Origin of the sequence: Burkholderia stagnalis (assembly GCF_902830275.1) — a bacterium.
GTDB lineage: Bacteria > Pseudomonadota > Gammaproteobacteria > Burkholderiales > Burkholderiaceae > Burkholderia > Burkholderia stagnalis.
The window spans coordinates 101,904-128,860 of sequence record NZ_CADESW010000014.1; the positions used below are offsets into that span (position 1 = coordinate 101,904).

Genomic DNA, 26,957 nt, shown 5'->3' on the forward strand with positions numbered 1-26,957 from the left:
GGTGCACGAAAATTCGCTATGAAGCGAATGCTTAACAATGTGCCGGGCCGTTCACTTTGATGGTGGGGGAAAACCCTTAACTATCAAACACTTCGAAGGGATTTTCTTCTCCGGGCCTTGTAAATGGCGACTCCATTCGAGCAAACTAGCGGCGGAATGGAAAGTCGTGACGGAAAATCCAACTCAGAAGTGGGGCGTGTGATGCGAGACAAGGAAGACAAACGCGTCGACAGCGGCCGCCGTACCTGGCTGATTGCGACATCCGTAGCAGGTGGCGTGGGAGGCGTTGCCACCGTCGTACCTTTCGCGGCGTCGCTGGCGCCGTCTGCGAAAGCCAAGGCGGCCGGCGCGCCGGTCGAGGTCGACATCGGCGCACTGAAGCCCGGCGAGATGATCACCGTGCCGTGGCGCGGCAAGCCCGTGTGGGTGCTGAACCGCACCGACGCGATGCTGGCCGACGTGGTCAAGGCCGACAAGGAAGTCGCCGATCCGACCAGCAAATCCCCGTATTCGATGCCGCTGCCCGCGTATTGCGCGAACGAATATCGCGCGCGGGCCGACCGCAAGAACATCCTCGTCGTGATGGCCGTGTGCACGCACCTCGGCTGCACGCCTTCCCAACGTTTCGTGCCGGGTCCGCAGCCGAACCTGCCGGATGACTGGCCGGGCGGCTTCCTGTGCCCGTGCCACGGTTCGACCTACGACCTCGCCGGTCGCGTGTTCAAGAACAAGCCGGCGCCGCAGAACCTCGACATCCCGCCCTACATGTTCACGTCGGCGACCACGCTCGTGATCGGCAGGGACGAGAAAGGAGAAGCGTAAATGGCGACGACGGAACACAACGAAGTCACGACCGAGTCGTCCGGCCTCGTCGGCTGGATCGACGCGCGCTTTCCGTGGACGGTCATGCTCAAGAAGCACGTGACCGAGTACTACGCACCGAAGAACTTCAACTTCTGGTATTTCTTCGGCTCGCTCGCGATGCTCGTGCTGGTCAACCAGATCGTCACCGGCATCTTCCTGACGATGAACTACAAGCCCGACGCGACGCTCGCGTTCGCGTCGGTCGAGTACATCATGCGCGAAGTGCCGTGGGGCTGGCTGATCCGCTACATGCACTCGACGGGCGCGTCGATGTTCTTCGTGGTCGTCTACCTGCACATGTTCCGCGGGCTGATGTACGGGTCGTACCGCAAGCCGCGCGAGCTCGTGTGGATCTTCGGCTGCGCGATCTTCCTGTGCCTGATGGCCGAGGCGTTCTTCGGCTACCTGCTGCCGTGGGGCCAGATGTCGTTCTGGGGCGCGCAAGTGATCGTGAACCTGTTCTCGGCGATCCCGTTCATCGGCCCGGACCTGTCGCTGTGGATCCGCGGCGACTACGTCGTGTCCGACGTCACGCTGAACCGCTTCTTCGCGTTCCACGTGATCGCGATCCCGCTCGTGCTGATCGGCCTCGTGATCGCGCACCTCGTCGCGCTGCACGAAGTGGGGTCGAACAACCCGGACGGCATCGAGATCAAGAAAAAGAAGGACGAGAACGGCATCCCGCTCGACGGCATCCCGTTCCACCCGTACTACTCGGTGCACGACTTCCTCGGCGTGTGCGTGTTCCTGATGGTGTTTGCGCTGATCGTGTTCTTCTCGCCGGAAATGGGCGGCTACTTCCTCGAGGCGAACAACTTCGTCCCGGCGAACCCGCTGCAGACGCCGCCGGAAATCGCGCCGGTGTGGTACTTCACCGCGTTCTACGCGATGCTGCGCGCGACCACCGACCCGTTCAAGATCGTGCTGATGATCGTGATCGCGCTGCTCGGCGTGCTCGCGCTGGTGCGTGCGCGCGGCAAGTGGAAGGTCGGCCTGCCGGTGCTCTCGGTGGCGGTCGTCGTGTTCATGTACCTGACGGAATCGAAGTTCTGGGGTGTCGTCGTGATGGGCTCGGCGGTGGTGTCGCTGTTCTTCCTGCCGTGGCTCGACCGCAGCCCGGTGAAGTCGATCCGCTATCGCCCGCTGTTCCACAAGGTGTTCCTCGGGATCTTCGTCGCAGCGTTCCTGATCCTCGCGTTCCTCGGCACGCGGCCGCCATCGCCGGTCGGCACGGTGATCGCGCAGGTGTGCGCGCTGATCTATTTCGCGTTCTTCCTCGGCATGCCGTTCTGGACGCCGCTTGGCACGTTCAAGCAGCCGCCGGAGCGGGTGCGCTTCAAGCCCCATTAACGTGAGCGAGGAGAGAACGACATGAAGAAACTGCTTTCGACGCTTGCGCTGATCGGGGCGACCGCATGTGCGCTGTTCGCGGCGCCGGTGTCCGCCTCGGAGGGTAATTTTCCGCTCGACCGGGCGCCCGATAACACGGAAAATCTCGTTTCGCTTCAGCATGGCGCGCAATTGTTTGTAAACTATTGCTTGAACTGCCACAGCGCGAACCTGATGCGCTACAACCGTCTGACGGATCTGGGGATTTCCCAGAAGGAGATCGAGAAGAATCTCCTGTTCACGACCGACAAGGTCGGCAACACGATGTCCGTCGCGATGCGGCCCGACGACGCGCAGAACTGGCTCGGCGCCCCGCCGCCCGATCTGTCCGTCGAGGCGCGCGCACGCAGCCGCGACTGGCTGTATACGTATCTGCGGAGCTTCTACCGCGACGATACGCGGCCGACCGGCTGGAACAACGCGGTGTTCGAGAACGTCGGCATGCCCCATGTGCTCTGGCAGTTGCAGGGGCAGCGCACCGCGAAATTCGAAGAAAAGACGGACGAGGAGACGGGCGAGAAGGTGCACGCGCTCGTCGGCTTCCAGCAGGTGAGCCCCGGGACGCTGTCGCCGGTGGATTATGATTCTGCCGTGGCCGACCTGGTGGCGTACATGACCTGGATGTCCGAGCCGGCCCAGCAGACCCGCAAACGCCTTGGCGTCTGGGTGCTGGTATTTCTCGGCGTCCTGACTTTCCTGGCCTGGCGGCTCAATGCCGCGTACTGGAAAGATATCAAGTAATCACGCCTGACCGGCGTGGGGCCGGCGCAAGGCGGAACCCGGAGGCGGGTTCTTCCGCGCGCTGGCCCTCGGCTTTTTTGAGGAAATGCAAATATGATGGTTCTGTATTCCGGCACAACCTGCCCGTTCTCCCAGCGTTGCCGGCTGGTGCTGTTCGAGAAGGGCATGGACTTCGAGATTCGCGACGTCGACCTGTTCAACAAGCCGGAAGACATTTCGGTGATGAACCCGTATGGCCAGGTGCCGATCCTCGTCGAGCGCGACTTGATCCTGTACGAATCGAACATCATCAACGAGTACATCGACGAGCGCTTCCCGCATCCGCAGCTGATGCCGGCCGACCCGGTGCAGCGCGCACGCGCGCGCCTGTTCCTGCTGAACTTCGAGAAGGAACTGTTCGTGCACGTGAGCACGCTCGAGAACGAGAAGGGCAAGGCGGCCGAGAAGAACCACGAGAAGGCACGCCTCGCGATCCGCGATCGCCTGACGCAGCTCGCGCCGATCTTCGTGAAGAACAAGTACATGCTCGGCGAGGAGTTTTCGATGCTCGACGTCGCGATCGCGCCGCTGCTGTGGCGCCTGGATCACTACGGCATCGAGCTGTCGAAGAACGCGGCGCCGCTGATGAAGTACGCGGAACGGATTTTCAGCCGCCCGGCGTATATTGAAGCACTGACGCCGTCCGAAAAGGTCATGCGTCGTTAATGGCATGACGGGGCGGGGTGCGCGGAGGGCCGCGTGCCTCGCTCCGGTTCGAGGATTGTGATGCAAGAGATTTCAACGAAGCCGTATCTGCTGCGCGCGCTGTACGAATGGTGCACCGATAACGGCTACACGCCGCACATCGCGGTGAGGGTCGACAATTCGACGCGCGTGCCGCGTCAGTTCGTGCGCGAAGGCGAGATCGTGCTCAACATCAGCTTCGAGGCGACGAGCCAGCTGCAGATGGGCAACGAGTGGATCGAGTTCACCGCGCGGTTCTCCGGCAAGGCGCACAAGATCGAGATTCCGGTGGCCAACGTGCTCGCGATCTATGCGCGCGAGAACGGCCAGGGCATGGCATTCCAGGTCGACGCGGTCGCGGAGGACGGGCAGGATTCCGGCGAGTTCGCGGATGACGTGCCGGCGGATGACGCGCGTGGCGACGAGCGTGGCACGACGGCTCCGGGGCTCGCGCCCGTGACCGACAGCGGCGCGAACGAGGAACCGTCGGAAGGCGCGAACGAGCCGCCGACGTCCGACGGCGACGGATCGAAGGGCGGAAGACCTCGCCTCAAGATCGTGAAATGAGGTAGAATCTCGCGCTTACGCCGGCTTAGCTCATCTGGTAGAGCAGTTGATTTGTAATCATCAGGTGGCGGGTTCGAGTCCTGCAGCCGGCACCATATCTGACAAGGGGTTACGCGATGTTTGCGTAACCCCTTTGCGTTTCCAATCACCCCCTCACGTTTCCAATGCGCGTCAGCGAGACGGTTTAACCGGCCGCGCGCCGCGCACGTATCGCGCCGTCATGCCTGGTCCGCTGTGTCCTGCCAGGCGCTGCCCGGCCTCCAATCCTTCGTCGATCGTCTTGTGCGTCACGCCGCGCGCGCGGAGATCGCGGAACTGAAATTTCGCCTTGTCGATGCCAGCCTGCTCGCGCGCCTTGTCGAAGCGCGAACGCGGCTTGCCCTTCGTGAGTGGATAGCCTTCCTCGTCGCGCAACAGGTACGGCGACACGTCGACCTTCGAGCCACGCCAGGCGAGCAGTCGCTCGATCAGCGCCGCGAGGTCGCCCGTGATTTGTACGGTGACGAATGCTCCCGTCTTCTGCGTGCGGAAGATGAGGTTGCCGCGCACGATGTTGGAGCGCTGCACGCGCAGGACGTCCGAAGGGCGTTGTGCGCAGAGATCGGCCAGGTCCATCGCGTTGCGCAGCGGCGCTACTACAAGAACGGCAGCCATGCGGGCTTCATCCTGTACATGACCGATCCGGCCGACAAGCAGGAGGACGCCGACAACCTGCGCTCGGCGCTGAAGAACGCGAAGGGGCCGGGCAACTTCCGGAACCTGTTCATGTACGCGCCGAAGGGGAAGAAGGACGGCATCCAGCTACTGCCGATCGGTGAGGTCGCGGCGAAGGACGAGTTCTGGAACATCAAGAAGGTGACGGTCGAGGACCAACTCGCGGCGCACCGCGCGCCGCCGCAGCTGATGGGGATCATCCCGTCGAATGCGGGCGGGTTCGGTGACGTGGAGAAGGCGGCCGGGGTGTTCAATGGCCTCGAGATCGAACCGCTGAAGGCGCGGCTTCGGGAGGTGAACGACTGGCTCGGGATCGAGGTCGTGCGGTTCAGGGAATTCGAGATGCCGAAGGGCTGACGCGCGAACGCACAACCGGCCAAACAAAGCCGCCGGGCACTTCGGTGCCGGCGGCTTTTTTGCGACCGTCGCTTGTGCGCGGCCGAGGCGGAATCGGGCGCGCCAGGGCGGCCGCCTGCCGATGGTCGTGACAAGCCGGGCCGACCGGCAGCAGGCCCGTGGCGGGCCGCGTAACGCGCCGGCGGGGCATTCCTGGGGCCGGACCCTGCCGGAGGATGCCGGCCGCGCCCCGGCGCGCGCAGTTGTGACCCCGCCCCACCTGCCCGCAAGAACGTGCGGTTTTTATGCGCGCATGCATCGGGCGCCGCGGCCTGCCCGGCGCGGGCCGGGCGGGGGTTGCTGGACCGTTTTTTGTATGCGGTTTTATGCGCCTTGATTATGCAGTCTCGGCCTTACCCGTAACAAAGCGGTGAGGTGTTGGCCTTCCGGCCGTTCTGTCGCCTGTCACATTAGGTCTCGAGCACAGCGAAATTTGGCAGGTACCTGTACAAATCCGCAAATTGCTTGGCGTCGCTGGGCGGCATGCTTCCGGTGTCGAGTTCGGCGCCGGCGGCAAGCGGTAACTGCGCTTCGAGTTTTCGGAATTCCTTTGGCGTGAGCTTGGGAACAGAGATGCGGATCGGTTGAGCCTTACCGACGAGGAAGTCCAGGGTGTCGAAGTGGCACTGAGTGATCAGCTCTGCGTCGTCGTCGTGATGAAAGATTCCGACAACAGTGGTCATCTTTGCTCCATCTTCGTATTCGATTTCGCAGATAGGACGAAAGCTCATTTTGGGTGCACCGGCCTGCGAGTTTCGGACCGACAACGCGCTTTCTACCTCGCGAAAGAGCATTGAGCGCGAAAGGGCGCCGTACTTCCATCCATAAAGCTGTACCTCTTTGACGTCCGGCGGAGTGCGATCGCGTCCGAATGTCTGCGCAAAACGCTCAATCGCTGATGGAGGCCCCTGATCTTCGAACGCGGCTAGTTGCGGGGCGCGCGAGCATTGAACGGATACTGCCAGAACTGTACCGGACCCCGCGCGTGTGGCCACAGTGCGCATGTCGTGCATCATATCCAACGATAGCGGGTCGTCATAATCCAGCCAGAGAAACTGATTTTGTGCCCAATCCAGTCGCGGCAGGACATTGGTGGACGTGTCATAGACGACCGGAATCTGGAACGGTTTGTTTGCCTCTATTCGCTCTTTTGCTGCGGTTGTTTGCTCAATGGAAATCATGCTCTTGATTCCCAGCGCACGGTGAAATAATGAAAAATCAGAAAACCAAACCGAACCGAAGCCAACGTATACGTAATCTTCTACACGCCCAAATGGGCGGAGTCGTCGGAAAATGTCACAGAGCATCCGCCGTTCGGCGTGCTTTGCCGGCCGCAGTGAATAATCGATCCGTCGGAAACTGGCGCTCATTCTTCACCCATTTCTTGGAAAATAAGATCGAATGTGCGCTCTCCAACTGCTTTAGCCGACCCGAGAGAAAGCTCCTCCATCAAATGCTCGACTTGACTCACGGGCTTCGAATACTGAATTTTTACAGTTTTCACTCGCTTCGCGAGCGTGCCTCGTGCAGGGGCAGCAAATTCGGCCTTGGCTCTTGGCAATTCTTCCGGCCTCACGACTTTTGCTGCGGAAATGTGCTCATACAACGGACTTTGCTCCCGTGTATGCTCGTCGATGTCGGAATCGAGCTCATTGAGGAACGTGATGACGGGACGCATCATTTCCATCATGCGCTCAAACGAAGCCTGCCATATTGCGTTGTCTTGATCCACATCCGTCTTCGTGGTATTCCACGGAACAAGGGAAGAGTTTTGTGAATCAAAATGCACGATTCCGCGGAACCTAGCAAATTGGTTGTGAAATGTGGGGATCAAAAGAGAGTTGGAACTCTCCTCAATGAGCCCCCAGCCGGTCACGGCTCTTCTGTCTGCCTCGAGAATGACTCGGCCGTTACAGACGACATACCAACCGGCCTCTCGCGGGGAGCTCGGACCAACCCCGACGATAATTCTCACTGCTACTCGATTGTTACCTTCGCCGAATTCCAATTCATCAGTTCCCGGCGTAAAGTCATCCCGCATGAGCAATTGAACGCTCGTTGCATTAATTGCGGAGCCGTTAACTGAAATTTGAAGGCCGCCTGCAATAAATTGGCGATGCTTTGATTTTATTAGCCCGATAATGCTGTTTTCAAAATTTTTCGAAGAAAATTTACCACTTACTTCGGGCCGCAGGTCTGAGACGATAATTTCCGTACCCGGATTATTTTGGGACAATTTTTCATTGGGTTCAAAGTCTGCCCACGGAAATTCCCAGCCGGATTCGTCGTTTTCCCATGTTTCGACATCAACATCCACAGCCCATGCGTCATTCGATGTGGCTGACCGTACGGAAAATCTATTCCCGAATTTGAAGAGTGCCCGCTTCATCCCGACTCCAAACTGACCAATAGAGTGGGGAGTAGCTTTAGCTTTTGCTGGCCGACCAAAGCGAAATGCGTAGTTTCGTGCCGTGTCGCTGTCAAAGCCACCGCAATTATCCCAAATAGTGAATTTTTCGCTATCGAAGGTAATTTGGACCTCTCGGCCCTCAAACGGCCGCTCGCCGTCATCTTTCATTGCCTTCGCGCCGTCGACCGAGTTGTCGACCAAATCCAGCACAGCCTGCTCTAGCGCAATATCGCGCGTGAGCATGTCGACAAAGAAGGTCTTGGTGGGCTCAGCATTGATCTTCGGTCTATCCGTCGCAGTCGCCATAGTTGATTCCCCTAGCGCTAATTATTGTTGATGTTCCCTGCGGGCGACGTTCTCGTCACTTCCGATACGTCTGCCCGTTCGAAAAAAATCCGCTGTAGCCGAGCGTACAGCATTTCCGGAGATTTTGACTCGCATTCCCAGATTGTTTCAACGCGCCATCCCTCTGCTTGTAGCACTTTCTCGTTCGCGGCATCGCGTTCAACGTTGCGGGCAAATTTGGCAGTCCAGTGCTCGGTGTCCGTCTTGGGAGTAGATGCTTTCCGGCAGCCGGGGTGTCGATGCCAGAAGCATCCATGTACGAAAATTACTGTTCGATACCGCGGGAATACTAGATCTGGCTTTCCTTGTAGCGTTTTGACGTGCAGACGGAAGCGTAACCCTAGCGCGTGTGCCGCACGTCGGACGCGCAGTTCGGGAGATGTGTTCGTTGAGCGTACTCTCGACATCAACCACGATCTGCGCTCCTTCGTGAGACGATCCACCATAACCCTGGCCTCAAACTCTACCTAGGCAGTTAGCTTATCCCTGATGGCACCGAAGATCGCCTTCGACATGATCGGTGAAACACTATTTCCGATCATGCGAAAACTGTGCCAAATCGTCGGATGGAAAAGGTGCGCGTCAGGAAAGCCTTGAAGCCTAGCCGCCTCGCGAATTGTGATCACTCTTGGTTCTTCCGGGTGAAGCGGTCGCACCGATTGATATGATCCGCGGTCTGAGCCGGTACCCGCACGTAGAGTCGGGCAAAGTCCGTCCCATTTCAGCCTGTAGTGTCTGCCAATGGGATCGTGTGTCCCCGGCGCAACGCGTGCGAATCTCTCTGTAGTTTTCGGTTGATGAACGGTCCGCCTATTGCCAGTGAAACTGCCGTCTGCGTTCCGCAGCGCCCCCGCGTATTCGGACGGTCGTCCGCGCTTGGCAATGCGCCACACATCGAATCCGTCGGCAGGGTCTTCGACGAGCGTTGCGTCGGCCAAGTCACATATCGCCGATTTCACGGTGGTCGGACGTCGCTGCCGATCAAGAATGTCCTCTATCGTTACTTCAGGGCATCTCTTCCGGTCGGTTCCGATAACAAACAGCCGGGTTCGCGACGTTGCGGCGCCAAAGTTCGCGGCATCCAGAAGGACGGGCCCCGAGATCGAATACCGATTCCCCAATCGGTTGATCCCCTTTTCCAGAAGCTCGCGTGCATCTCTGTAGGAAAGGCCACGGACGTTTTCCATCACGAAGAACCGAGGGCGCACCTCGTCCACAATCCGGAAAAAGTCCTGAAGGAGTTCGCGACGCGGATCGTTGACGTTTCGTTTTCCAATGTCGCTGAACCCTTGGCAAGGGGGCCCGCCAAATATACCGTCAACTTCGCCCCCCGCTGCGTCCCTGATTTCTCGGCCGTTGAGCGTCTTCACGTCCCTAAGTTGCAGATTCGTCCTTGGGAAATTTGTCCGGTACGACGACGTTAGAATTGGGTCAACATCAAAGGCCGCTTTTACGTCAAAGCCGGCTTGATGAGCGCCGAGGGAAAATCCCCCGCATCCGCAGAACAGATCAACAAGATTCATAAATGAGAGCCGGGAAGGTCTAGAGCACGCCGGCTGGCGAAGATTAACGGATAAGTATAGCGGCGGCCCGATCGTGGCGGTACAGACGACCGCTTCCGCAGCGATGCGGACGGAACACACGACCGCCTTGCACCCCGCGGATGTATGTCGAACTCAGTGTTTGGCGCGAACGACGCTCGCGCCTAGACGGCTACGCATCCTTATGGAGTTTGGGTGTTTTGTGCAACTCCACCCAGCAGGCGTTGAGCTCGTCATCCGACACATCAAAGCGGCGCAGCCATCCTTCGGTCGCGACGACCGTATTGAGCAGCGGCGCAGTGCTATCGAGCGTCCCGTCCTGCAGCGTATCGACCGAATCCGCAATGATCGGCTTCAGCGCGCGATTCAGAATGACGTACGCGGCCGGCGGCGAGACGGGAACTCCCGGTCCGTTGGACACGCCGGACTCCGGCGCGACGCCGGCCTTGATCAGTAGTCCGCCGTCACCGAATGGCTGGCGGGAGAACCAGTCAGGCGGAAGCATGAGCGACGATGCATCGCCCGCGGCGCGAACGAGATCGCCATCGAGCGCATTTAGCCAGTCGACGGTCTTGATCTTCGTGTAGAGCTTGCGGACAGTCGATCGCATCGGATCGCCGACGTCGATGCCAGGCCCGAAGCGACGTGCGTAGAAATATTCGCTGGCTTCGTTCGGCCGCCGCCCCATCGGGGGCACGTTCACGGCCAGGCCGCCGTGCCCGTGGACGGTCGGTAGATCCTTGGCGAACGCATTGAATAGCGTTTCGAATACGCCCGGCCGCTGAACGAGAAACGAGCGCGGCACGGTGAAGGCCAGGCCGTCGAGACCGCGCTTGCGCGCTGCTTTCCCCTCGCTCAGCGCGAACACGGTAAATTCGTAGAACCCGGTGGCGAGCTTGTGGTCGGCGCTCGTCATCGCGACCGCGAGCGTTTCGTCGGCGGGCACGCGCGCCGCGATGCTCTCGAATCCCGGCGCCTTGTCGTATTGGGCCGGCTCTTCGCCCTCGGCATACAGCCAGCGCAACGGGCCGGATTTCGATGGATGCTCGCCGGCTGCCACCTCGAGCGCGTGGTGATATTCCTCGATCGCCGCGTTGTATTGCGTGAAGCAGCGCACCAGGGCTTGGCGGACGGCGGGTGTGAAGCCGTCGCGGAAGTAGAGCACGCCTCGCACAACCAAGGCGGCACCGGTGATGCCCTTCTGGTGCGCGGGTTCGTACAGGCCGAAGGGCATCGTGTCCGCTCGGCGCGGATCCTTGGCCCAGGCAGCGATTTCGTCGTTTGTCATGGCGTCAGCTTACAAAGCAGGGAGCGGCTGGACGTGCGGCGGCGGGAGCGGCGGGGCTCCGGGCGCGCTGGGGCTGGTCCCGTACAGTTCGTCCAGGTCAGATTGTGAGGCGGTTTGCCTCGAGCGCGAAGTCTTCTTCTGCCCGTCGTCGTCGTCGCCGCATCCGCAGTCAGCCGCGCCGAGGTGGACGAACTTCGACGGGCCGCCGGCGATCTCGATATAGTCGTCTTCCTGGTCGGGGCCGTAAGTGTCCCCCGGGAACTTCATCTCCACGACGGTCTTGATGTTCGACTGCACGGGCGGCTGTGCCGGGTCGTTCACGATGACGACGTCGGGGCGGCGCACGTCGCCCTTCTCGTACTTCTTGCCCTTGATCGGCCACTTGTCCTTGATCCACCGCCGAATCCCGGTATTGGGCTCGAGAGGGTCGTCGTAGTCCATGATCGGCTCAGGCGGATCCGTTGTCATATCGTACGGCTGTTCCGGGCGGTATTCGGTCGGGACGCCCGTCTGCATCTTCGACACTTCGTTCGGAAGCCCGAGGCGCATCTCAACGCACCGCTGCCGCTGGATGGTCCCGGCTTTCGTCGCGACGCCAATGCGCCGGCACTCGCAGAACGTGTGGCACAGCACCTTGCGGTCTTTCGGAGAGAGTTTGGCCGCGCTTACCCCGACCTGGGTTGTCTGGCCGCCCTGGCTCATGCCCCCGGAGGAAGAGCCCGGGGAATAGCCGCCGCTCATTCACTGCTCCCGGGCTGCTGGAACGACAACGACGCCGCCTGGTTGCTGCTGAGCCAATCGGTGTGACCGTCTGCGTCCGTCGAGCCTTGAATCGTCTTGCCGTCCGCGGAAGTCACGGTGTATGGATGATTCGCGATCGGCGCGCGCGTCTTGTCGTCGACGAGCTGGAAGCGTCCGCGATACGCGCCGTCGTCCTGCGCGACGTTCTGCGCCAGAACGCTTTTACCCGCGCCGATCGAGCTGCCCGCGCCGGACGTCGGTTCTACCGTCGCCTGGCCTTGCGACGCGATCAGCGTTGCGCCGCACGCCGTCTTGTCCCCATCGGTCGCCACGGCCCGCCCGCCGAACGTCATGCTGCGCACCCGGACGCCAATGATCGGATAGACGCCGCCGCACTTCGGGCACGACACCATGTCGCCTTCGAGCGCCAGCGGCTTCCCGAATACGATGTTGGTCGACGTACACGCGAGCACGCGGCCGCCGTGGCTGGTGGTGTCGCCTTCGCGGATGAATGCTGAAGTCATGCCGAATCCTCATGGGAATGCCGGCGAAGAATCTAGCACGACGGGCTTACCCGCTCGCCCTGTCAGGACTGCCGGGAAGGCTCGTTTGAATACCTCTCCGACCGCGTTTCCAATCAGCGGCGGCCCCTTGTCAGATAAGGCTGGAACGCAGACAGAACCATCTGTTTTGGAAACGCGGAAATGCGCTAACCCCTTGCAATCGTTGACGTTTTCAAGTGCTTTGTAATCATCAGGTGGCGGGTTCGAGTCCTGCAGCCGGCACCATATCCAGCAAGGGGTTACGCGATGTTTGCGTAGCCCCTTCGCGTTTTCATTCCCGCTTGTTCTCGGCGGAAGCGGCAATGCTTGCTTCCTGCGCGTGACGCCAGACTTTCCACGCGGAAATAACGAGAATCAGCGCCAAAAGCGGAAGCAACACCGCACTCGGCATCACTCCCAGTAGCCGTCCGCCGATGAAGGCTCCCACGATAGAGCCGAGTGCCATCGCAGTCACAAACGCACGTTGGTGTTTGAGGATTTTGAAGCTTTTATCCTGGCTGTAGCGCGTAAAGCCTACGAGCATGGTCGGCAGGCTGACGGCGAGCGACAGGCTGCCTGCGAGCTTGATGTCGGCGCCAAAGAGCAGGACGAGTGTGGGAATGAGCAATTCGCCGCCGGCGACACCCATCAACGACGCGACAACACCTATGACGAATCCGGCGACGACGCCAGCGATTGCTTGAGCAACGCCAGTCAGTAACGGGTGGCCCATCCCGGCGCGGTTGTGGCCGAAGACAAGTCCTGCGGCAATGGCGACGAGCAAGACGGCAATGACCTTGTAGAGCGTTTCGGAGCGAAGTCGCGTCGCCCAGCTCGCACCGATCCATGCACCAATCAAACTGCCCGCGAGCAGGTTCACGACGATCGCCCAGTGTTCGGCAACCAATGTCAGCGGTATTACTTTCGTGCGGAAGACGAGCGCCGCCGCAACGACGACCAGGCTCATGGTCTTGTTCAAGATCACCGCCTCCAGTGCGACGAAGCGAAACACTCCGATCAGCATCGGCAGCCTGAATTCTGCGCCACCCAACCCGATCAGCCCGCCCAATGCGCCAATGACGGCGCCGCCCCCAAATGCGGCCGATCCGCTTTGTCTCATGACCTTTCCTCTTCTCGTCGAATGTGAAGCCGCGCCGAATATGGGCGAAAGTGACGGGGCAGCGCACAGTAACGCCGCGGGGATGCCTCACCGGACAACGTTTTCAATTGTCTCCTCGATGTATGCCGGATAAGGCATGGCAAGGGGCTGAAAAGTACGGCCTCCGGACTTTGCTCAGCTCAAGAAATTGGCGGTGAATCAAACCGTCAGCATTCCGCTCCCCGTCCGGCCTTCACCCTCTGCATGTCTCCATAATCCGGCGTGATGGAAATCTTCCGCGTGTCGAAGTTGATGGAGAGATAGACATGCCCGCCGGGTTCGAATCCGAACAGCTGCATGTACTCGTCGATGACGGCCATCCACGGGATGCAGGGCCGGTCCGTCGTCATGGACGGGTCGGGAGTGTTTCGGAGCGGCAACCGAAGGGTGCTCTTCCGTTCTTGTCGCTTCGAACGTGCCTTATGATCGGCGTTAGCCATGATCAGCTCCTTGGTTGAGTTGGCGGTGGTCAGCGGGCCGAACGTGTTGCAGCACGCGCGGCCCGCGCTTCGTTTACTGCATGCCATTCCTTCCCTCTGCGATTCGGCTCCTGACGATCAGCTCGCGGATATGTTCCGGCATCCGTTTCCGACACGAATGCTGACAATCTTCGTTGCACCGGAAAAACCTCTCGTTTGCCAGCAATATAGATCGCCTCGCATATTGAGATGACCAATTGGCCAAACGGCCTATCCCCTTGATGGCAGCGCGATGAGCCGGGGCCGTTTGCGTCGCAAGAGCGTATCCTGACGAGGTGTCGTGCAACGGCGGCGAGCCCTCGGCTCCGACCGCCGCGTGAGCGCGGCCGGCCGTTCACCTGCGTCGCCCGCAACCGTTCGGGCGCCGACCTCCGGCCCACCGCGCGCGTCTTTTATGGGGGCGTCATCATGCCAGTCACGCACCATTCCGAAAGCGCCCATGCAACGGCAAGCGAGATCCGCGCGATCGTCGGTCCGGTCGAGGACGAACTGATCGCACAGATCCTCGACGTCGGCCCGACCAGCTCCGAAGTGCTGGATGCGTACACGTGGTTGCGCGCCGACGACCGCCTCGAAGGCAGGCTGGAGCGCGAATTGCACGGCAAGGCCGCGCGCGTGTTCGAGATTCTCGAACAGGACGATGCCGACGGCGACGACCGAACACGCTGAGCGTCGACCCGCATCACGACTTGCGCCGCGCGAGGCGCGACGCGGGCGTTCGCGCGCCCTTTTTTGATGTCATGTCGACGTCACGATCACCCAATATGGTTTGACGTTCTCGTCGCGGCGGCCGCTTCGCCGTGGCGCATCTTCTCGCCCTGCGGGATCGCGACGGTTCCGCTCACGCGCTGTCCGTGACGACGCGCCCGGCCGTACGGTTTCGATGCGAACCCATCCGCATCGGGGCGTGCGCCCGCGCAGTTTCATTCCAGAAAACGATCGAAGGCGGTTCGCATCGGACCGCCTGAGACAGGGAGACAAGGACCATGTTGAGTCCGCATGAATTCTCGATGCTGCTGCGCATTGCGCGCGCGCCGGACAGCGTCGATCTGTCGAACCCGGCCTACACCGTGCTCGTCGAAAAGCATCTCGTCGACGATACGCAGGCTCGTGCGAACCCGGTCGCCGCGCGGCCGGCGCTGACGTCGATCGGGCAGGCATTGCTCGCACGCTTCGGCGAAGCCGCGTAAGCGGCAAGGGCGTGGATCGGAAGGGTGGCGCGAGATCAGGCGAAGCGCACAGCAGCCGGCAATGCCGGACCGGTCATGATGCCGGCGCTTGTCGTGCCAGGCGCTCGATCGGGCAACCGAACGATTCGCGTTCCGAACGATGAGGCGGACATCGACCGAAAGGCCGATGTCCCGCAATGCGCGTCACCCGTCCACGCGAACGGCGTGACGCGCGAAACGATGTAATCGATTACTGCGCGAGCGGCACCGTCACGTCGCTGCCGAACCAGTGCATCGAGATCTTCTTCAGCGTGCCATCCTGCTTCAGCGACGTCAGCGCGTCGTTGATCGCCTTCTCGAACTTCGGATTGCCCTTGCGGAACGGGATCGCCATCTCCTGCTTGCCGCCGTTGAGCACTGCGCCCGCGCGCAGCGGCAGGTTCGACGTCTTGATCATGTACGGCAGCATCAGCCGATCGTCGAGCGTCGCTTCGATCCGGCCGGCCGCCAGGTCGCGCAGCTTCTCGGGCGCGCCCGGATACGTCTGCACCTCGATGCCCGGCACGGTTCGCGCCATCTGGTCGTAGTTGGTGCCGAGCGTCACGCCGAGCTTCTTGCCCTTGAAATCGTCGAGCGACTTGAAGTCGCGCTTGTCGTCCTTGCGCTGGATCAGCTGCGCGGCGGAATACGTGTACGGCTGGCTGAAGTCGAGCGCTTCCTTGCGCTGCGGCGTGATCGTGACCTGGTTGACGATCACGTCGAACTTGCCGGCCTGCAGGCCCGCGATGATGCCGCTCCACTCGGTCGGGATGAACTGCGTCTTCACGCCGAGCTTGCCCGCGACGGCATTCGCGATGTCGACGTCGAACCCTTCGAGCTGCCCCGACGTGCCGCGCGAGTTGAACGGCGGATACGTGCCCTCGAGGCCGACCCTGAGCACACCGGCCTTTTTCACCGAATCCAGCAGGTCCTCTGCGTGGGCGGCCACGGCGTTGAAGCCCAGGGCCGATGCGAGCAGCAGGCCCGAAAGCAGGAATCTCGACGGTTTCATCACATATCTCCAATAGGGTGTTTTAAGAACCCGGCAGCCGGAATGCGCGGCAAATAGACACTACTCGCAACCCGGCGCGACCGATAGCCGAATTGGCCCTGATTGCAATCGCCGCGCAGGCGCCGACGGGCATGCTGCGCCGCAGCGGCGGCCAACGCCGGCCGGGCTTTGCCGGACGGCCGATCGACCGATTTACTGCCGTACGGGCTCGCGATCGTGATTCAAACCGGTTCCTTTAAATCAGGTCATTTGTCTGATTACAGTCTCAATTTGTCGGTAAAATCGCGCGAGCGTCAAATTGACGATGCGCCATCCGAGGGTGCTTTAAAAGAAAAAAGGCTGATGCGATGAACATGCAGAACGTGATTGCCGCGCTGCGAGGCGGCTTGCTTCAGCAGGACCGCCTGCTGAAGCTCGACACGCCGCTGGGCGCCGACACGCTGACGGTGCAGCGCGCCGTCGGCCGCGCGCGGATCGGGCGGTCCTACGAATTCACGCTGGACGTGCTGGCGGCGGACGGCGATCTGGAACTGAAGAAGCTGATCGCGCAGCCGGTGACGTTGTGGATCCAGCAGGCCGATCGCAGCTACCGGCCGCGGCACGGTTACGTGCATACCGCGCGGCGGCTGGGCGCCGACGGCGGGCTCACGACCTACCAGCTCGCGTTCGCCGATTTCACCCATTTCCTGAAATTCCGCCGCGATCTGCGGATCTGGAACGACACGACCGTCGACCAGATCATCACCGACGTGCTGAACCGCCATCCGCAGGCGCAGGGCCACTTCCGCTTCGCGCTGTCGCAGCCGCTGCCGAGCCGCTCGTACACGCGGCAGCACGACACCGACTGGCATTTCGTGCACCGCCTGATGGAGGACGAGGGCCTCTACTGCGGATGGCAGCAGGCCGACGACGGCAAGTCGCACACGCTCGTGATCACCGACAACCTGCAGGCGTTCGCGCCGTTGTCGCCGGAGACGGTGCGCTTCTATCGCGCGGGCACCGCGAGCGAGGCGGATGCGTTCACGCAATGGACCGGCACCCGCACGCTGCAGAGCGTCACGCGCACGACGCGCACGTTCGACTACAAGAACCCGTCTGCGCCGTCGAACCCGAAGGGCACGACGCTGCCGACGATGGGCACGCAGGGTGAGCTGCCCGACCAGCTCGAGGTCTACGAGTACACCGGCGCGTACACCTATCTCGACCAGTCGCGCGGCGACCACCTGACGAAGGTGCGGATGGAGGAATGGGAGTCGCAGGCGAAGCGCTTCCACGCCGCGGGCGGCGTGCGCAGCATTGATGCGGGGCGGCGCTTCACGCTGTCGGACCATCCCGAGCACGATCGCGACCCGGCCGACCAGCGCGAATTCGCGACGATCGAAGTGGCGTGGTGGATCGAGAACAACCTGCCGGTGTCGAGCGACGGCGTGGCCTTCCCGCATAGCCTGCGCGATGCGCTCGCGCAGGCGCAGGCCGGCCATGCGGCCGATCCGGCGTTTCGCGTGCCGCATGGCGACGGTTCGGTGGGCTTCTATCTCGTCGAGGTCGAGGCGCAGCGCGCGAGCGTGCCGTATCGCAGCCCGTTCGAGCATCGCAAGCCGGAGATGCATCTCGAGACGGCGATCGTCGTCGGGCCGCAGGGCGAGGAGGTCTACACCGACGAGCTGAACCGCATCCGCGTGCAGTTCGTCTGGGATCGCGTGAACCCGGGCGACGAGAACGCGTCGTGCTGGGTACGCGTCGTGCAGTCGGATTCCGGCGGCGGCTACGGCGGCGTGCACATGCCGCGCATCGGCGAGGAAGTGCTGATCGACTACGTCGGCGGCGATTGCGACCGGCCGCTGGCCGTCGGCCGCGTCTACAACGGCGCGACCAAGCCGCAATGGCATAGCGACGGGATTCTGTCCGGCTACCGCTCGAAGGAATATTCGGGCGGCGGCTACAACCAGCTCGTGATGGACGACGCGACCGGCCAGAACCGCGTGCAGCTGATGAGCAGCAGCGCGAACAGCCTGCTGCATCTCGGCTACCTGATCGACCAGAACGGCAATTCGCGCGGGTCGTATCTCGGCAGCGGGTTCGATCTGCGCTCCGATGCATACGGCGCGGTGCGCGCGAGCCAGGGCCTGTACGTGACCACGCACCCGAAGGCGCCGAACAGCCAGCCGCTCGACGTGAAGGAAACGCAGCAGCAGCTCGTGAATGCCGAGAGCCTCGTCGAGTCGATGTCAGGCGTGAGCGAACAGCACCAGGCGGAAAGCCTGAAGGACGCGCACGACACGATGCGCGCGTTCACCGATGCGACGCAAGAAAGTGTATCGGGCAGCGCATCGGGCGGCCGCACGGCGGGCGGCGGCACGGGCAGCGCGAACGCATTCAAGGAACCGGTGATGCTGTTCGGCAGCCCGTCCGGGATCGGGATGTCGACGCAGCAGTCGGTGCACGTGGTCGCGAACGATCATGTGAACGTTGCGAGCGGGCAGAGCGTGCATGTCGCGGCCGGCAAGTCGCTGCTGGCGAGCATCGGCCAGAAGCTGAGTCTGTTCGTGCAGAACGCGGGGATCAAGCTGTTCGCGGGCAAGGGCAAGGTCGAGATCCAGGCGCAGTCGGACAACGTCGAGGTGACCGCGCAGAAGACGGTCAAGGTGCTGTCGGCGACAGATCGGATCGAGATCGCGGCCGATCAGGGGATCCTGCTGACGAGCGGCGGCGGTTATATCCGCATCGCCGGCGGCAACATCGAGATCCACGCGCCGGGCGCCATCGACGTGAAGGGCGCGTCGCATACGTTCAGCGGGCCGGCGAGCAAGGGGTATCCGCTGCCGAGCCCGAGGCCGGATCAGCCGGGGCAGCTGGAGCTGCTGCACCAGTACGTGAACGGCGAGGCGGTGAAGGGCGGGCTGTTCACGGTGAGGGACGTGAACGGCGGCGTGCTGAAGAAGGGCGCGCTCGACGACAGCGGCCGCACGATCGTAAGCGGCTTGCCGCCGGGGGCGGTGCGCGTGGAGTTCGGCAAGGACCCGCGCGAATCGGATCAGCCGGCGAACTACTTCAAGGAGGCGAAGTGGCCGGCCGAGGCTGTCGCGCCGTCGCCCGAAGCCGCGCAGGCTGCAGCGACGGGGCAGCTCGCCAGCCAGCTGCAGGGGATGGCGCCTGCCGCGGCAACCGCGGCCATGGGGCTCGTGAGCGGTGGCGGTGCAGGCGCTGCGTTGGGCGGGCTCGCGAGTGCTGCGCTGCCGGCCGCGGCGACAGCGCTGGGCGGGGCGGGCCTCGCGTCCGCGGTGCAGACGGCCTCGAGCCTGAGCGGCGCCGCGAAGCAGGTGGCCGGGATGGTGCAGGCGGCGCGTCAGGGCGGGCTCGCGGCGCTGGCCGCGCCGGCGGCGAATGCCGCGACGGGGGCGTTGAAGGGGGCGTTGCCCGACGTTGCCGGGATTGCCGGCAAGGGTGGCACGTCGGTGGCGTCCGCAGCGGGCGGCATGAAGCTGCCGACGAGCGGGTTCGGCGGGCCGCTGAAATCCTGAGAGGGCGGCGCAGCAGCCGTCGAGAACAACGAATACAACGAATCGCGATTCGATAGAAGAACATGGCTCAACAACTCCCACCGGGCGCCGAGAAGGAACAGGCCGTTACCTGGCTCAGCGATATCTCGCCGAAGGACGTCGCGCAGGGCGGCAATCGCTTCGACGCGTGGCTGCGCAAGATCAGCGGCAATCACATCACGTTCGAGGACGTGAAGACCGTTGCCGGCGCGGTGCCGATCGTCGGCAACATCATGGCGGCGATCGACGCGCTCGGCGACATCGCCGAGATCATCCAGAAGCGCGGCGGCCAGGTGCTCGACTACATGAGCCTCGCGATCAACCTGATCGGCATCATTCCGCTGCCGCCGACGCTCGCGCCGTTCCGGATGTCGGCGCGCCCGCTGCTCGCGCTCGTGCGCAACCAGTTGCTGATCACGCGCAGCAATCTCGGCGCGGCGATCATTTCGGTGCTCGTCACGCATATCAATGCGACCTGTGCGACCGAGATCGAGGATTTCCTGAACAAGCTGAAGGCCGGGCTCGTCGAGCTGCTCAACGGGTGCGCGTCGAAGGCGGAAGAGCTGATGGTCGCGCTCGCGACGGGCATGGACAAGGCGCTGCACGGCCAGCTCTTCGACAACAGCGGCAACCTGAAGCGCGCGGAGCAGCTCGCGAAGAAGATGGGCGACAAGCGCCCGTGGTACAGCACCAGCCGGGTGGGCGACGGGATCGCGTTCGCGTGGGAGGGGTACAAGGCGCTCGGCAAGACCGTCGGGAACAAGGTGACCGGCGCCGCCGCGAAGCTCGCGCCGGATGTGTGGCTCGAGCCGTTTCGCGGCACGGTGGCGTTTCTGAGGACGGAAGCGCCGAAGGTCGCGAAGTCGATTCGTTCGCTGGCAGGTAGCGAGGAAGGCAAGATGATGTGGCTCGTCGTGCAGCTGATCGAGGCTGTGGGGCGGGCCAGGGCGCGGGGGAAGCTGCATGAGCAGAATGCGGCGGTCAAGCAGGGGGGAACGGGCAAGGCGCAGAAGACGCGCGGGCAGGAAGGGCTGGAAAAGACCAACGGGCAGGCACCGGTGGAAGGGCCGGGCAAGAGCGGCTGCAAGGCCTGTGCGATCGGGGAGTCGGTCGCGTCGATCGATTTCGCGTTCGGCGACGAGCGGTTCTCTCATACGGACTTCGACCTGCCGGGTGCGTTGCCGGTTGTCTGGGAGCGTACCTACCGGTCGCGCTTGTCCGCCTACGACAATGGCGAACTGGGCGCGCGCTGGATTACGCCGTACACGACCCGGATCGATATCAAGGGCGGCCAGTGGTTCTATCGCGACCCGGAAGGGCGCAGCGTCGAATATCGTGCGCTGGCGGCTGGGGACGTTTATGACGACCTGTCGGAGAACCTGACGCTGTCGCGTCTCGACGATACGTGGGTGACGATTTCGTACGGTCATGACGCGCTGCACGTGTACGAGCGCCGCGGTGACGCGTTCCGCCTCGCGATGCAGAAGGACCGCGCAGGCAATACGATCACGCTCGACTACGATGCGCTCGATCGCCTTGCGCGGCTGATCGATGCAAGTGGCAACGTGCTCGCATTCGAGCACGACCGGCACGGCCGGATCGTGCAGATCGAACAGGTGCTGAAAGGCGGCGAGCGTCGGACGCTCGCACGCTACGAGTACGACGCCGAAGGCGACCTCGTGCGGGCGGTCGACCGTCATGGCAACGCGAGGACCTATCAGTACCATCGGCACCTCGTCACTCGCTACACCGACCGCACCGGGCGCGGGATGACGCTCGAATGGGATGGCGCGAACGCCGACGACAACGCGAACGCGAAGTGCATACGCGAATACGCCGACGACGGCAGCCTCGACATCCGCCTCGCATGGAATCCGCACATCCGCCTGACGTACGTGACCGATGCGCTTGGGCAGATGACGCGGTACTACTACAACATCCACGGCTACGTGAACCGGATTGTCTATCCGGACGGCAACGAGGAATGGTTCCGACGCGACGAGCATCACAACCTCGTGCTGCATATCCGGCCGGATGGCGGCATTGAGCGGATGAGCTACGACACGCGCGGCAACCTGACGCGCCACGACCGAGCGGACGGCAGCGTGGTCGAGATGGCGTACGACGACAAGGACCAGATGATCCGGATGACCGATCCGAACGGTCATGTATGGCAACGCAAGTACGATGACGCGGGCAATGTCGTCGAGGAACTCGATCCGCTCGAACGCGTAACGAAGTACAGCTACAACGATAAAGGGCTGCCGACGGAGATCACCGATGCGAAGGGCGGATCGAAGGCGCTCGAATACAACGACGCCGGGCAACTGGCGAGCTATACGGATTGCTCCGGCAAGAAGACCGAGTGGCGTTATGACGATATTGGCCGCGTGATCGAGGCGAAGGATGCGGCGGGCGGGGCGCTTGCCTACCGCTACGGTTCGAACGGGCAGCTCGCAGAAGTTCGTTCACCGGCGGGCGTCGAACACGTGCATTACGACGCCGAAGGCCGGTTGCTGCGGCATACCGATCAGCTCGACCGGTCGACGCGATACAGCTACGACGCGGTTGGCCGGATTGCGAGCCGCGCGGATGCGCTGGGACAGACGCTTGCATATCGCTATGACCGCCTCGGCCGACTGTCTGCGTTGACAGACGCGAATTTCGCGACGTACCAGTTCCATTACGATCCGGCGGGGCGGTTGATCGAAGAAACCGGCTTCGACGGGAAGGTGACGCGCTACGAGTATGACCCGGAGAGCGGCAGCCTTCTTGCGCTCAACGAAGCGGGTAGCGTGACGTCGATGGAAATCGACGCGAGCGGCCGCTTGATGAAGCGTGCGGCAGGCGAGAGCGAAGAGCGTTTCGCGTACGACCCGAGCGGACGGTTGGTCGAGGCTGCGAACCGGTACAGCCGTGTGCAGTTCTTCTTCGATCCGGTTGGTAATCTCGTTCGGGAGCATCACGCCTATAACGTATTCGGCGAGTCGCGCAGCTATGTCTGGCATCACGAATACGATGAACTGGGTAACCGGCGGCGGACCGTGCGTCCGGATGGTCACGCGATCGACTGGCTGATATACGGCTCCGGGCACGTGCACGGGATGCTGCTGGACGGCGAAGAGCGTGTGCAGATCGAGCGCGACGACCTGCACCGGGAGACGGTGCGGATGCTGTCGAGCAAGGTCGGGCAGCGCACGATGTACGACCCGGCCGGGCGTGTGCTGCAGCAGACGGTTCAGCGGACGACGTCGCCGGCGCCGTTGGCAGAGCGGCGGTATCGCTACGATGCGGTGGGGCAATTGTCGCGTATCGAGGACAGCCGCAAGGGCGGAACCGACTATCGATACGATCCGGTCGGGCGGCTGATCGAGGCGATCAACCCCGTCGCGAAGGAGCGGTTTGCGTTCGATCCGGCGAGCAACATTATCGATCCGGTTCAGCAGCAGGCTGCGCCGGCCTCGCGCCCCAGTCCGGTGAGGCCGGAAAGCACGCTGCCGGCGGAAGTGCCGAAGGTGCTCGGCAATCTGCTGAAAGCGTATGCGGGGATGCACTTCGAGTATGACGCGCGGGGGAATTTGATCCGCAAGCGTACGCCGGCTGGTGATCAGGAATACGAGTGGGACGGGTTCAATCGCTTGCAGGCGGCGCGCGTGGCGGAGACGTCGCGGCAGAGCCAGGCGCGGTATTTCTATGATGCGTTCGGCCGCCGGATCGCGAAGGAAGTGAACGGCGAGCGGACGGTGTTCGGCTGGGATGGCGATACGCTGGCGTACGAAAGCGATGGAGCGCGCGGCACGCACTATATCTACGAGCCGGGGACGTTCGTGCCGCTGGCGCAATATGTGACGGAGCCGGTGGAGGGAATCGCGACGCCGGTATGGAAGAGCACCGATCGGTACGTTCCGGAGGACGATCTGCTGCAGAAGGTGCCGGAGCGCCGGGCGGATGCGAAGCTGTTCTATTACCACTGTGACCAGATCGGCACGCCGCAGTTACTGACGGATGACGACGGCGACGTCGTGTGGGAAGCGTCGTACAAGGCGTGGGGCGAGGCGCGGGACGTGATCGCGCGGGCGTCGAAGGCGGCGGGGATCGTGCCGGGGAATCCGTTGCGGTTCCAGGGGCAGCAGGTTGATGAGGAGACGGGGCTGCACTACAACCGACACAGGTACTATGATCCCAACTCTGGCCGCTTCATCTCGAAAGACCCGATCGGATTAGCCGGCGGCCTGAACGCACTCCAGTACGCCAACAATCCTATTCACTGGACTGATCCGCTCGGGCTAGCTCGAACGCCTCATAGCGGAGGATGTCCCGATGCTGCCGCACGTAGTGCGCTCCAATCAGTCATGGGTAAGTCCATTCGTACGAACAAAGAGTTCGGTGGTTTAGTCTATGAAAAGGGTGGCCAGTATTTCGCGACGATCCCTGTTCCTGGTACGGGCCGAACCTTTATCCCTGCTCTAGCATTGCCACAAGTACCAAAGGGGGCAACCATCGTAGGTGATTATCATACGCATGGAGATTATTCTGTGCTGGGAGCGAATGGAGAGATTGTTAGAACGTCAGATCCAAGCCGGGATGACTTCAACAGCGATGATTTTTCAAGAAGAGATAAAGAAATTAGTGCTCTTGCAACGCTCAAGAACAAGTGTCATCGTTCATACCTAGGTACGCCAAGTGGTAAGATCAAGGTTTATACAGTCATGGGAGGCACTCGTGATCTATAGCCAAGATGATATTCTTGAGTTGGCAACTAAGTATCCAAGTGACTTCTCTTTCCGTGGAGACTGTTTCGAGGTGTTTGGTCTGGCTTTGGCCGAATTTCGGAAATTGTCAAAGGATGAGTGGCCTTTAGAGAATTACAAAGTTTCGGTCGATATTGGAAAAAACGAGAACTTAGTTGCCGTTTCATTTACTCCTCTTCCAGCTTATGAGGTCGGTGGAGTGCCGTTTGAGGTCGCGGACCAAGGGATGTATAAGAATGGACGTGGGGTAACATATATTTATGCCGTTGAAGATGGAGAGCTTCTAAAGGCGGTCTACATGCGTTAGTAGAAAAAGGGCCGCGCTTGAATGAGCTGCGGCCCTTTGTTCATTCGTGGTGGTGATCAGTAGTTCCGCTTCAACGTGAATCTTGATGCGTTGTCCTTCCGAGCCTTGGGGCGAGGCGAAGGAGGTGATCAGCGAGGCGGCACGCGAGGCGGGTATCCGCATCCGACCCGTTTCCAGGGACAGTATTTTGATCATGAGACACCACAACAGAGCGGCCCCGGCATCCCACCAACACCCCCCCCACCCCCGGTCTGACCAGTCAGGCCTTCAGATCCCCCCCCACCTGTCGTTAAACAAGACGTTGCCCGCCGTTTCGGCGACCCATTCCATATCAAGCGGCAAAGGGGAGATCGACGTCATCATGCTGTCATCGATTCGCACACGGATACTCGCGACTTGCGTCGCCATCGTGGTCACGGCGCTGGCCGCCACGGGCGGCCTGGTCTATTTCGTCGTGAAGCATCACAACGACGAGGCCATCGACCAGAACCACGAGTCGATCCTCACCGGGCACGCGCTCGCGATCGACGAGTGGGTCGCGAGCCGCAGCAGGGAAACCCAGGCGCTGGCGGACACGATCGCGATCGGCGAAGGCGATCCGCTGCCGGCGCTGAAGCTGCTCGGCAAGTCGGGCGGCTTCGAGGTGCTGACGCTCGGCCTGCCGGACAAGACGGCCTTCTCGAACGTCCCGCTCAAGCCCGGCTACGACCCGACCGCGCGCCCGTGGTACCAGCAGGCGGTCGGCGCCGGCCATCTGGTCGCGACGGCGCTCTACCTCGACGCGTCGACCGGCAAGCCTGCCTTCGCGTTCGCGGTGCCCATCGTGCGCGACGGCGCCGTCAAGGGCGTCATGGCCGCCAGCCTTTTCATGCAGAGCGTGAGCGCCATCGTGACCGCCGTGCACCCGACGCCGTCGAGCTTCGCGTTTCTGGTGGACAAGAGCGGCCGTGTGATCGCCGCGCCGAAAACCGATCTGATCATGAAGCCGGCGACCGACCTGTCGCCGGCGCTGGATGCCGGGCACCTCGAAGCGCTGAAGGCGGCGTCCGAGCCCGTGGCCGTGGATATCGACGGCGCGACCAAGCTGCTGCGCGCCCGGCCGATCGCCGGCACCGACTGGTCCCTCGTGCTGGCGCTCGACAAAACGGACGTGACGACCGGCATGCGTGCCGTGGCGACCACGACGCTCGCCGCGATCCTGATCGTCGCCGTCATCGCGGCGGCGCTCGTCGGCGCGCTGACGAACGCGGCCTTCAGGCGCATCCTGCTGGTGCGCGACGCGCTCACCGACGTCGCCAGCGGCAGCGGCGACCTGACGAAACGCCTGCCCGCCAGCGGCGAAGACGAAGCCGCGCAGATCGCGCATGCGTTCAACCTGTTCGCCGAGAAAATCAGCACGATCCTGCTGGAGATCCGCGCGTTCAGCGAATCGGTCAACGTGGCGAGCGCCGAGATCGCGCAAGGCAACCAGGATCTCTCGAGCCGCACCGAGCATGCCGCGTCGAGCCTTCAGGAGACGGCCGCCGCCCTCGAGGAAATCGCCGGCACGGCCCGCAACTCGGCCGATGCGGTGACCCAGGTGAGCCGGCTGGCGGAATCGGCGTCGGATGTCGCGATGCGCGGCGGCGCGGTCGTCGGCGAGGTCGTGTCGACGATGCACGACATCACGCAAGCGTCGACGGAGATCGCCAACATCATCGGCGTGATCGACGGCATCGCGTTCCAGACCAACATCCTCGCACTCAATGCGGCGGTCGAAGCCGCGCGCGCGAACGAGCACGGCCGCGGCTTCGCCGTTGTGGCGGGCGAGGTGCGCGCGCTCGCGCAGCGCAGTGCGCAAGCGGCCAAGGAGATCAAGCAACTGATCCACTCGTCGGTCGAGAAGATCGAGGGCGGCTCCGGCCTCGTGCAGACGGCCGGCGCGACGATGGACGAAATCGTCGAGAGCGTGCGCAGCATCACGAGCGTGATCGCCGAAATCACGGTCGCGGCGACGGAGCAGAGCACGGGGCTCGCGCAGGTGAATCAGGCCGTGTCGCAGCTCGATAACGCGACGCAGCAGAACGCGGCGCTCGTCGAGCAGTCGGCCGCCGCCGCGACGCTCTTGCGCGAGCAGGCCGGCAAGCTCGCGGAGACGGTCGGCGAGTTCAAGCTGGCGGAGGGGCGCAGGCCGACGCTGCAGGCCGGGTGACGGTGCTCGACGCGGTCGCTCGCCGCATGCCGTGATTCGTTGGCATAATC

At 62.5% G+C, this 26,957-nt stretch carries 22 protein-coding genes, 1 tRNA gene and 1 pseudogene; 13 read left to right on the forward strand and 11 right to left on the reverse strand.

Going from position 1 to position 26,957, the window contains the following annotated elements; genetic code table 11:
- The first annotated feature begins 201 nt into the window (after positions 1–201).
- From petA to HWY45_RS23325, 6 genes are all read left to right on the forward strand, one after another.
- The gene (gene petA / locus HWY45_RS23300; RefSeq protein ID WP_059558410.1) at positions 202–822 is read left to right on the forward strand and encodes a ubiquinol-cytochrome c reductase iron-sulfur subunit; all 621 of its coding nucleotides are present in this window, start codon (positions 202–204) and stop codon (positions 820–822) included.
- Entirely contained in the window at positions 823–2,214 is a 1,392-nt protein-coding gene (locus tag HWY45_RS23305) for a cytochrome b (protein WP_059883720.1), read from the forward strand. It abuts the gene before it with no gap.
- 21 nt (positions 2,215–2,235) lie between these two features.
- Positions 2,236–2,994 carry a cytochrome c1 gene (locus HWY45_RS23310; protein ID WP_059558414.1) on the forward strand — a complete coding sequence of 253 codons (759 nt, stop codon included), beginning with the start codon at positions 2,236–2,238 and terminating at the stop codon, positions 2,992–2,994.
- A 93-nt stretch (positions 2,995–3,087) separates the two neighbouring features.
- Entirely contained in the window at positions 3,088–3,699 is a 612-nt protein-coding gene (locus HWY45_RS23315; RefSeq protein WP_006400565.1) for a glutathione S-transferase N-terminal domain-containing protein, read from the forward strand.
- 60 nt (positions 3,700–3,759) lie between these two features.
- The gene (locus HWY45_RS23320) at positions 3,760–4,284 is read left to right on the forward strand and encodes a ClpXP protease specificity-enhancing factor (protein WP_059883719.1); all 525 of its coding nucleotides are present in this window, start codon (positions 3,760–3,762) and stop codon (positions 4,282–4,284) included.
- A gap of 19 nt (positions 4,285–4,303) precedes the next feature.
- Positions 4,304–4,379, forward strand: a tRNA-Thr gene (locus tag HWY45_RS23325).
- 76 nt (positions 4,380–4,455) lie between these two features.
- Here HWY45_RS23325 and HWY45_RS23330 read toward each other — a convergent pair.
- Positions 4,456–4,899, reverse strand: a complete 444-nt coding sequence (locus tag HWY45_RS23330; RefSeq protein ID WP_230946772.1) for a tyrosine-type recombinase/integrase — start codon at positions 4,897–4,899, stop codon at positions 4,456–4,458.
- A gap of 9 nt (positions 4,900–4,908) precedes the next feature.
- Here HWY45_RS23330 and HWY45_RS23335 point away from each other — a divergent pair.
- Positions 4,909–5,355: pseudogene (locus tag HWY45_RS23335) on the forward strand (phage portal protein); the annotation flags it as partial.
- A 449-nt stretch (positions 5,356–5,804) separates the two neighbouring features.
- Here HWY45_RS23335 and HWY45_RS23340 read toward each other — a convergent pair.
- The 9 genes from HWY45_RS23340 to HWY45_RS23380 form a co-directional block, all read right to left on the reverse strand.
- Positions 5,805–6,764 (reverse strand): O-methyltransferase, encoded by a 960-nt coding sequence (locus HWY45_RS23340; protein ID WP_150998836.1) that lies wholly within the window; start codon positions 6,762–6,764, stop codon positions 5,805–5,807.
- Positions 6,761–8,110, reverse strand: a complete 1,350-nt coding sequence (locus HWY45_RS23345) for an ATP-binding protein (protein ID WP_081069844.1) — start codon at positions 8,108–8,110, stop codon at positions 6,761–6,763. Before HWY45_RS23345 ends, HWY45_RS23340 begins: the two co-directional genes overlap by 4 nt.
- 17 nt (positions 8,111–8,127) lie before the next feature.
- The gene (locus HWY45_RS23350; RefSeq protein WP_081069843.1) at positions 8,128–8,595 is read right to left on the reverse strand and encodes a very short patch repair endonuclease; all 468 of its coding nucleotides are present in this window, start codon (positions 8,593–8,595) and stop codon (positions 8,128–8,130) included.
- Positions 8,596–8,616: 21 nt separating this feature from the next.
- Positions 8,617–9,672 (reverse strand): DNA cytosine methyltransferase, encoded by a 1,056-nt coding sequence (locus HWY45_RS23355; RefSeq protein WP_081069842.1) that lies wholly within the window; start codon positions 9,670–9,672, stop codon positions 8,617–8,619.
- Between the two features lie 190 nt (positions 9,673–9,862).
- The gene (locus tag HWY45_RS23360; protein WP_059883716.1) at positions 9,863–10,978 is read right to left on the reverse strand and encodes a DUF3396 domain-containing protein; all 1,116 of its coding nucleotides are present in this window, start codon (positions 10,976–10,978) and stop codon (positions 9,863–9,865) included.
- A 9-nt stretch (positions 10,979–10,987) separates the two neighbouring features.
- Positions 10,988–11,719 carry a VRR-NUC domain-containing protein gene (locus HWY45_RS23365; RefSeq protein WP_059883715.1) on the reverse strand — a complete coding sequence of 244 codons (732 nt, stop codon included), beginning with the start codon at positions 11,717–11,719 and terminating at the stop codon, positions 10,988–10,990.
- Positions 11,716–12,243: a PAAR domain-containing protein gene (locus HWY45_RS23370; protein WP_059883714.1), complete on the reverse strand. Its 528-nt coding sequence runs from the start codon at positions 12,241–12,243 to the stop codon at positions 11,716–11,718. Before HWY45_RS23370 ends, HWY45_RS23365 begins: the two co-directional genes overlap by 4 nt.
- Positions 12,244–12,553: 310 nt before the next feature.
- Positions 12,554–13,465 carry a sulfite exporter TauE/SafE family protein gene (locus HWY45_RS23375; protein WP_341772958.1) on the reverse strand — a complete coding sequence of 304 codons (912 nt, stop codon included), beginning with the start codon at positions 13,463–13,465 and terminating at the stop codon, positions 12,554–12,556.
- A 122-nt stretch (positions 13,466–13,587) separates the two neighbouring features.
- Positions 13,588–13,860 carry a hypothetical protein gene (locus HWY45_RS23380; RefSeq protein ID WP_063888732.1) on the reverse strand — a complete coding sequence of 91 codons (273 nt, stop codon included), beginning with the start codon at positions 13,858–13,860 and terminating at the stop codon, positions 13,588–13,590.
- A 447-nt stretch (positions 13,861–14,307) separates the two neighbouring features.
- On the opposite strand from HWY45_RS23380, the gene HWY45_RS23385 reads away from it, so the two are divergent.
- Positions 14,308–14,568 (forward strand): hypothetical protein, encoded by a 261-nt coding sequence (locus HWY45_RS23385; RefSeq protein ID WP_059558433.1) that lies wholly within the window; start codon positions 14,308–14,310, stop codon positions 14,566–14,568.
- A 317-nt stretch (positions 14,569–14,885) separates the two neighbouring features.
- The gene (locus tag HWY45_RS23390; protein WP_059803036.1) at positions 14,886–15,089 is read left to right on the forward strand and encodes a hypothetical protein; all 204 of its coding nucleotides are present in this window, start codon (positions 14,886–14,888) and stop codon (positions 15,087–15,089) included.
- 229 nt (positions 15,090–15,318) lie between these two features.
- Here HWY45_RS23390 and HWY45_RS23395 read toward each other — a convergent pair whose 3' ends face one another.
- A complete protein-coding gene (locus HWY45_RS23395) occupies positions 15,319–16,119 on the reverse strand; it encodes a transporter substrate-binding domain-containing protein (RefSeq protein ID WP_059803034.1) in 801 nt (266 codons plus the stop codon).
- Positions 16,120–16,466: 347 nt separating this feature from the next.
- On the opposite strand from HWY45_RS23395, the gene HWY45_RS23400 reads away from it, so the two are divergent.
- From HWY45_RS23400 to HWY45_RS23415, 4 genes are all read left to right on the forward strand, one after another.
- Complete coding sequence (locus HWY45_RS23400) at positions 16,467–19,640, forward strand: type VI secretion system Vgr family protein (protein WP_150998839.1); 3,174 nt, start codon at positions 16,467–16,469, stop codon at positions 19,638–19,640.
- 62 nt (positions 19,641–19,702) lie between these two features.
- Complete coding sequence (locus HWY45_RS23405) at positions 19,703–24,391, forward strand: RHS repeat-associated core domain-containing protein (protein ID WP_081069727.1); 4,689 nt, start codon at positions 19,703–19,705, stop codon at positions 24,389–24,391.
- Positions 24,381–24,716, forward strand: coding sequence for a hypothetical protein (locus tag HWY45_RS23410; protein ID WP_150998844.1), 336 nt, complete (start codon positions 24,381–24,383; stop codon positions 24,714–24,716). The genes HWY45_RS23405 and HWY45_RS23410 overlap by 11 nt, the downstream gene beginning before the upstream one ends.
- Before the next feature lie 361 nt (positions 24,717–25,077).
- Positions 25,078–26,907 carry a methyl-accepting chemotaxis protein gene (locus tag HWY45_RS23415; RefSeq protein WP_059880830.1) on the forward strand — a complete coding sequence of 610 codons (1,830 nt, stop codon included), beginning with the start codon at positions 25,078–25,080 and terminating at the stop codon, positions 26,905–26,907.
- The last annotated feature ends 50 nt before the right edge of the window (positions 26,908–26,957 follow it).